Annotated in this window: 10 protein-coding genes; 1 reads left to right on the top strand and 9 read right to left on the bottom strand. The window is 39.5% G+C overall.

Annotated features, from left to right (window positions below):
- From ACLL8Z_RS00205 to ACLL8Z_RS00165, 9 genes are all read right to left on the bottom strand, one after another.
- Positions 1-282, bottom strand: a 282-nt coding sequence (locus ACLL8Z_RS00205) for an efflux RND transporter permease subunit (RefSeq protein ID WP_411272723.1), incomplete at its 3' end; no start/stop codon positions are given.
- A 64-nt stretch (positions 283-346) separates the two neighbouring features.
- Entirely contained in the window at positions 347-649 is a 303-nt protein-coding gene (locus ACLL8Z_RS00200) for a DUF6660 family protein (protein ID WP_411272722.1), read from the bottom strand.
- A 31-nt stretch (positions 650-680) separates the two neighbouring features.
- Positions 681-1,313 carry a hypothetical protein gene (locus tag ACLL8Z_RS00195; protein ID WP_411272721.1) on the bottom strand — a complete coding sequence of 211 codons (633 nt, stop codon included), beginning with the start codon at positions 1,311-1,313 and terminating at the stop codon, positions 681-683.
- Positions 1,314-1,322: 9 nt separating this feature from the next.
- A complete protein-coding gene (locus ACLL8Z_RS00190; protein WP_411272720.1) occupies positions 1,323-2,012 on the bottom strand; it encodes a HupE/UreJ family protein in 690 nt (229 codons plus the stop codon).
- A 68-nt stretch (positions 2,013-2,080) separates the two neighbouring features.
- Positions 2,081-2,284: a hypothetical protein gene (locus ACLL8Z_RS00185; protein ID WP_411272719.1), complete on the bottom strand. Its 204-nt coding sequence runs from the start codon at positions 2,282-2,284 to the stop codon at positions 2,081-2,083.
- A 196-nt stretch (positions 2,285-2,480) separates the two neighbouring features.
- Positions 2,481-2,894, bottom strand: coding sequence for a hypothetical protein (locus ACLL8Z_RS00180; protein ID WP_411272718.1), 414 nt, complete (start codon positions 2,892-2,894; stop codon positions 2,481-2,483).
- 238 nt (positions 2,895-3,132) lie between these two features.
- Positions 3,133-3,984 (bottom strand): hypothetical protein, encoded by an 852-nt coding sequence (locus ACLL8Z_RS00175; protein ID WP_411272717.1) that lies wholly within the window; start codon positions 3,982-3,984, stop codon positions 3,133-3,135.
- 106 nt (positions 3,985-4,090) lie between these two features.
- The gene (locus ACLL8Z_RS00170; RefSeq protein ID WP_411272716.1) at positions 4,091-4,810 is read right to left on the bottom strand and encodes a hypothetical protein; all 720 of its coding nucleotides are present in this window, start codon (positions 4,808-4,810) and stop codon (positions 4,091-4,093) included.
- Positions 4,811-4,987: 177 nt separating this feature from the next.
- Positions 4,988-6,541: a methyltransferase domain-containing protein gene (locus ACLL8Z_RS00165; protein ID WP_411272715.1), complete on the bottom strand. Its 1,554-nt coding sequence runs from the start codon at positions 6,539-6,541 to the stop codon at positions 4,988-4,990.
- Positions 6,542-6,903: 362 nt separating this feature from the next.
- On the opposite strand from ACLL8Z_RS00165, the gene ACLL8Z_RS00160 reads away from it, so the two are divergent.
- A partial coding sequence (locus tag ACLL8Z_RS00160) for a TSUP family transporter (RefSeq protein WP_411272714.1) occupies positions 6,904-7,158 on the top strand: 255 nt, incomplete at its 3' end.

Here is a 7,158-nt window from a genome sequence, read left to right as displayed (position 1 = left end):
TGTGATCACACTCAGACCGAAACGCGAAAAGGAGCGCATCTCCACGAGGTCGGGCAAGTTGCCCATTGACTTTTCTACGGGATAGGTAATGAACTGCTCCACTTCCTGGGCAGCCAGGGTTGGTGCTTTGGTAAGGATCTGAACCTGGTTATTGGTAATATCTGGTAATGCGTCAACTGGCAATTGTGTAGCACTCCAGGCTCCCCAAACGATGAGGGCAAGTGTTAGCACGCCAATGACGAGTTTATTACGGATACTGAACCGTATTATTCTGTCTAACATGAAAAATGATTTTAAGTAAAACGATGATGCGCCTGCATCGGGAAAAATATTATTGTTGCACTACTCAGGCTTTTGGAGGCTGGAACAAGGGCCTGGTAATGGAGTGATAAGAAGGTTCTATATAGTAATTGGAATAATCCGACAATGCTGGCTTTCCTGGATGACTTTTTGCAACAATGGGGTATGCGCATCCAATACAGCATGCACATGAACAAAATGGCGAGCAGATATCGCCTGTACAATCCGCAGCCGGACTTACTAAAGTTTCAACAACTGTATCCTGAGATGAATATTCAATAGCATCAGCACAGGACACGCTGCTAAGCAAAAGTACCTGTACTAATAGTATCATTGAAATGAACTTCATATTTGCAAATATAAGATTTGAATTTAAATTCCTACAGGATATATTGTCCCTTCAGCCTGAGAGTCACTGTAATATCCTTACTGCTATCGTTTCTAAAAAACCAGCCATGCTTACCTTCATAAGGAGCTAAGAAGCTTCCCACCATATTATTTGAGAAAGCAATAGTATAGCTTTCAAAGTAAACTGCTTTAGCTTCTTTTGCCTGCTTTACTTCACCGTGAAAATCAAAATAGACTGTTCCTTTATCGGTGGTCCATTCATATTTCATCTTTCCGTACTTGAGCATATTTATTTTATATTCAATTCCTTTTCCTGCCGGTACTATTACCTGTACGCTATCTTCTCTGTCTGTCGATTGTCGTTCTGGCGCCGGATTATCTGCCTCTAGAGGTCTTTTTACTTCGGGACCGGAGCCTGCCTTTTCAAGTTTGATTAAGGGGAATGATCTTTGAACACCAGGCTCCGATGAGAGTTGATCATCTTCTGCTTCCTCAGGAACATAGAGCCTGCTAAAGCCAAATAGCTTACCTGCTCCTGTTGGATCCATACCATATTCTGCGGGCAGAACCGCTGTAATTAATATAGTGATTCCGACTATCAGAGCTGTGATAATTGATGTGATGATTGCCTTCCTTCCTAATACAGGATGATTCATTTCTGACATTGTAATAATTTAAGATATAAAATAACCGGTTAATTGGTAGCCTAACAGCATAAAACCAGCTGCCATGAGCATAGTATTCGTGAGAGTGGAGAACTTCATAAAGCTTGGGTACCTGCGCCATAGACTAATAATGATCAGTACAAATGCAAGTGCAATGAACTGGCCTATTTCCACACCAATATTGAAGCCTATCAAATTGGTAAAGAGACCTTCCTTATCAAATTTAAACTCCTGTAGCTTGCTGGCAAGCCCAAAGCCATGGAATAACCCAAAGATCAATACCGCTGCCCTGGTATTGGGCTGGGCTTCAAAAAACCGCTTAAATCCTCCTAGATTATCAAACCCTTTATATACGATTGAGAGCGCAATGATTGCATCGATAAGGAAGGCGTTGATGGAAATGTTAGCCATGACACCCAGAAGCAACGTTGAGCTATGTCCAATTGTGAAAAAGCTGACATACAGCAACACTTCTTTCGGACGGTATAGAAAAAATATAACCCCGACCAAAAACAGCAAATGATCATAACCTGTAATCATATGCTTGGCGCCAATGTATAGAAATGGACCAAAAGCTACGCCTTCATTCCCTGACAAAAAAGCTTGTGTATCGCCGTCTACCCCGTGAGCAAAACAGCTGTTACCTATGCTGCATAATGTGAGGAAGAGCAGAATTGCTGCTAGTTTATTAAGATACATAGTTTACCAGTTTATCAATCGATCTTCTCGTCCCAACATTCGCAGGGAGAGAAAATGGATCGAAATTATTAATGTGAGTGTCCATGTGCAGCATCTGCACTATCTTTTGCAGCTTTTGCACTGTCGGTAAAGGCTGAATTTGTACTATCAGCAGACATTTTCATTTGTTCCTGCGCTATTCCTGACTCAGCTTCAGTTTCTTTATTCGCATTACTTGAGCAAGCAGTAAACAGTCCGAGAACCATTGTGGTAAGAATGAATATTTTTTTCATGTTTGTGTTTTTAATTTTGATTTAAATTATTGTTAAAAGAAGTGTAGCACATAACACAACTAAATATGCGGGCAGTGCATTTTTTAAACTCGGAAAATAGTGTATTGAAGGAATTGGCATTAGAGAATCGGCTAATAGCATCGACTCAGGCAGGTGAAATCATGATTTCACGCCTGTTTTCTAACGCATAAGAAAATTAACAGGAAGGAGGACCCCGAAGTGAAAAGTATTGTAGTTGATAAGGAGACAGAATAGCGAGGTATTCCCTGAATCGTTGTTTTTTATAATTAGCATACCAGACGGCACGGTATTCCATCATAAAAAGGCAGGGTGCACTATGAAAGATCTTTTTTTGAAAACCGGTTGTTTTTTCAGAGAAACTTAAATAGACCAGGTTGTGCTCAGCAGTTGGATGCTGGAAGTTCGAAAATGAATTTTGAAGATCAGTTAAGTCGTCGGTAGATTGTTGCGGTAAAGTAGTAGAGTGTTCAGTTGAGTCGTGCTTGTCATCATGAAAATGAGGAATAGTATCATGACCCATTAGTACAATAACTGCAAGAAAAAATGCTAAATGCCTGATGAGTTTCAAATTCGTTATCCTAAAATTCACCACTAAATTAGTTATTTATTCAAAGCTTTTAAAATAATTATGCTTTTTACAACTGTGTAATGGTCATTAATTATAAATGATTCTCTAGTAAATAGCATGTCTGACAATACCAACGACATTAAAATATTTTCAAAATCCTTTGCGCCCTTTGCGCCTGCCTCACGGTAGGCAGGTTGTATATGCGGTCTCTGCGTTTAAATCTCATGGGTACGAAACGAAAAACGCTTTACCTCAGAATTTAAAGCACATAATACAAGCCAAGAGAAAAGAACGAACGAGGGTTCTTGAACGAAGCCTCAGTGTCCCTGGATATTAAGGAAGCCTGATATGCGGCTTCCACCATAAATTTCCTGGTGCTGTAAGCCACAGGCATTTTGAGATTATAAGATAATACCCCGAAGCTGGTACTTTCAACAGTTCTGTATTCAGGATTATTATTAAGTCGCCTGACGGGGAGCTTTATAATTCCGGTGCCCCTGTTGCTGTTGGAAGGCGGGACCTCTTCAGTGCTCGTAATTTGCTGGGTACTGCCAATAACTTCAAATGCAGGCTCGATGCTGATGTAATCACTTTGGCCAAAGGCGATCAACTCGATTGATTTTTTTACGTCAAATGATAGAAAAAGCGCCCCTTCTTGTCCGGGACTGTAATCCGCGTTTAATCCTGCTGTCAACCAGTTAAAATCATATCCTAACTTCCCGGAGAACATATTTAAATTTTGGGATTGTAAGAAAAATGAGTTTTCCGGGAAAAATGAGCGGGTATAACTGAGTCCGGCGGAAAGGTTTTTGGAAAGATCAAAATCAAATCCGGCTGTAAGATCGGCGCCGGAGTTCGCCCCATCCGCATTTAAAATTTTGTAGCCTGATGCCGAGATCGAAAACCCTGACTTGAATGCCAATCCCCCGTAAGCCAATAAATAGGGTAAACGTTCCTCAGTCGTTTGCCCGTAATAATTCACATTACTGGTGTATAAAGTAGCAAGGGTTATTGTGGGTTTGTCGTTTTTTTTCAGAGAGTCTCGCACAGGCCGCTGGGCAAGGCCAGCAAAGCTGAAAGAGCATAACAAAAGGCTGAGATAAAGTTTCATTGTGGGTCCTGGAATAATCAAATCTAATTGAAAAAAATAATAATGGGTTCGTATTAAAAAATTTGCCCCCGAAAGGGAGCAAATTTAATCGTTTATAACAAAAATATTATCCCTTACGTAGTTTTTTACCTGCCGAAATATCAAGTCCGGTTCCAACTCTGGTCTTTGTACGCACATCTGTTTTTACCTTTGCACCTTTAGTTTTATCACGCAGCTTAGTTTCCACAGCGGTTCCGCTAACTGCTTTGCCGCGAATGCTATTATCAGATGATCCGTTTAGTAATCCATCATCGGCGCGGTCGGACTTGAGGCTTTTATTTTTTTCTTTTTTGACTTTCTTTCTGGCAATTTTTTCTTCAGGCGTCATTTTATCGGCACCGCTTTTTTCCTCCAGGCGCAATTCGCCGTTTGAATTGGTTTTGGCGAGGCCACTGATTGCTGCACCCTTTTCCCTGCCTTCGAGCGTAGTTCCGGTTGCCAGCTCGCTGACTGCTTTTCCATGAATATTCTTTCCAGAAGCTGACCCGTTTAATAACCCATCATCCGTACGGTCGGCCTTTTGGTTTTTGAACTTCTCTTTTTTCACTTTTTTCCGTGCCGCTTTCTCTTCGCCTGACAATTTAGTATCATCGTTCAAATCATCCTGGCGAAATTTGAGTTCGGATTCGGACTTAGCGGTACCATTAACTTCTGCAACTTTTTCTTTGTCCTTCTTCGTTTTGCTCTTTGCTGTCACTTTGACGTCGCTTTTTGAAGTTGTTTCTGTCTGAGCAACCGCAACCAGGGCAAAAAGCGCTAATGCAGCTGAAAAAAATAGCTTTTTCATAATCTGAATTTGATTTTAAATGTTAATTAAATTTGTATGAGCTTATTCCTTCTTTGTGAACGTTAAGCCCATGCAGCTGTCTTAAATAAATAATTTTAGTTTGATTGATTCAAAACTAACAGCGCTTTATGAAGTTTAGATGAAATTCTGGATTGGAAGAAAATTCAGCTAGTGGATTCAACGATTTTTCGATTCTATTTGCTTAACTAAGAACTTCTTATCTACTTTACCGTGCGCGGTAAGTGGTAGACGGGTAACCGAAACAAAATGTGCAGGGACAAGATATTCAGGCAATAGTGCTTTAATTCTTTTATTTATTTCACACTTTACGAGTGAAGATATTTCATTAAACAAGGGAACATTAACCAACTTGAAGGAATCAGAAGAAAGATTTTCATTGAAGTTATGCTGTATATAGCTGCTTAATTCAGATTTAGAACTCAACAAATCAAAATTCAAAATATTGTTCGTTGGAAGAAAGGTGATATGGAATTGAGAATCTGGATTAGATATCAGGTCGTTTAAAATATTTTCTTCTGCATTGTCCTTATTTATATATTCAAGTACATCGTTTACTGTTCTCAACTCAGTATTATTCAGGGCTTCCTCCAGTAAACGTTCTTTTTGCAGGCGGGGATTAGGCATATCCCTAATACCTGTAATGTGGTCAGAATTATCAATTATGCTGGTCAGATTGCTTTTGCTCTTAATTTGCTCCCAGCTGATCCAATTGGGATGAAGCTTTTCTTTATGGAGTCCTACATAAATTATTACCGTATATCGATATGAGGTTAACTCATTAATCGTTTTTCCTTGCTTCCACTTTATTTCAACATGCGAAATTTCAGGGTATAAACGTTCAAGATTATAAAAGAATTCTGGTGAGACACATAATTCAACCTCATTCAGAAGTTCCTGATCTAATGCCCATTTAAAATCTTCAATAGGTAATTCCTCGTGGACTTTATCCAGGTACAGACGTCCTTTGTACAACTTCTGTAAGCGATTGTCTCTAACGTCACCTATAATAATCCGCCCTTTGCCTCCTAACATTTCCAGGCTATCAGCTATAACGGTTTTTAAATAATATTCCCCTGGGAAATATTGTATTACGGAATTGATAATAATAGTATCAACCTCGTCCTTAACTAACAACTTAGTCTCATGAGCAGGACATACATGCAGTTCAAAAACCCCATAATCCTTTTTCTGCTTTGAAATCCTGTGCTTAATTTGAGATATCGATGAAGATGATATATCAGTACCTATATATTTATCAGCATGACCTACTAAAGAGTAAAAGATAAGACCTGTGCCACAACCTATTTCAAGCACTCGGCCGACATAATCAGACCGAATTACTTTTACAATATCATCAAGCCATTCCCGCATTTGTTCCGCTGGAATCGCATGTCTTGTAAAACTATCTTTCCAACCAACAATATTGAATTCTTCCTCCGATTCTTCAAGCGTTGAATTCTCTGGCTTGCTATACTCTGATGAATATAGTCCCGTCCAATCTTCCAGCCGCTGTTGATAGAGACTCCTTTCCTTATCTTTTAGAATACCATTATCGAGAACATAATAACCCACCAACTTATTCAAATCCATGGCATCTTTTGTTACAACCACAGCACTTATAGTGATTTCGGGTAGTTCATTTAAAACACTCTCCACCTCACCGGGTTCCACGCAATAACCTCGAATTTTAAAAGCAGGCGTATTTAACATGATGAATATTTACCGGAGTTAAATTCACATAGTAGCTGTTTCATTTTTTGTCACCGCTTATTGTCACACGTCCAATAGTATTCTAACCGAGATAGTTATCTGATTGTTTGAAAAGAATTTGACTTGTTTTTCACAAACGGAAAGCTGACGACCTTTATAGGTATGAGGTTTGAGGCATCGTCTATTTTTATTGGTATGGGACGGCTTAAACTACTTTGGAGTAAATTTATTTCTCTTGTAGGAGTTCTGTTGTAATTCGGTGTCAGTGGAAACCCGCAATGTATTCCGCGCAGTGTAACTTTTGTAACCAACCCCCACTTTTACTTGCCAGATATTTGCACCCATACTAAAAAATAATTTAAATGGAAATAATAGGCTTCATACTGGCTGCGATTGTTGGCGTATCATTAGGACTAATCGGCAGCGGTGGCTCAATTTTAACGGTGCCGATACTGGTGTATGTAATGGATATTGACCCTGTATTGGCAACGGCCTATTCTTTATTTATCGTGGGCTCGACATCGTTAGTGGGGGGAGTGCAAAGCGCAATACAAAAGAGAGTTGATTTTAAGACCGTTTTAATTTTTGGTATTCCTTCAATCGCCGCTGTATATGCC

It is taken from the genome of Daejeonella sp. (assembly GCF_046590655.1).
In the GTDB taxonomy this organism is placed as follows: Bacteria; Bacteroidota; Bacteroidia; order Sphingobacteriales; family Sphingobacteriaceae; genus Daejeonella.
Note: the sequence above shows the minus strand (reverse complement) of the source record. Positions and strands in the feature narration are given on the sequence as shown.

Coding starts and splice junctions, on each gene's coding strand:
- ACLL8Z_RS00185 (WP_411272719.1), bottom strand. CDS start 2,284: ATGAAAAAAATATTCATTCTTACCACAATGGTTCTCGGACTGTTTACT.
- ACLL8Z_RS00165 (WP_411272715.1), bottom strand. CDS start 6,541: ATGTTAAATACGCCTGCTTTTAAAATTCGAGGTTATTGCGTGGAACCC.
- ACLL8Z_RS00195 (WP_411272721.1), bottom strand. CDS start 1,313: ATGTCAGAAATGAATCATCCTGTATTAGGAAGGAAGGCAATCATCACA.
- ACLL8Z_RS00200 (WP_411272722.1), bottom strand. CDS start 649: ATGAAGTTCATTTCAATGATACTATTAGTACAGGTACTTTTGCTTAGC.
- ACLL8Z_RS00175 (WP_411272717.1), bottom strand. CDS start 3,984: ATGAAACTTTATCTCAGCCTTTTGTTATGCTCTTTCAGCTTTGCTGGC.
- ACLL8Z_RS00190 (WP_411272720.1), bottom strand. CDS start 2,012: ATGTATCTTAATAAACTAGCAGCAATTCTGCTCTTCCTCACATTATGC.
- ACLL8Z_RS00170 (WP_411272716.1), bottom strand. CDS start 4,810: ATGAAAAAGCTATTTTTTTCAGCTGCATTAGCGCTTTTTGCCCTGGTT.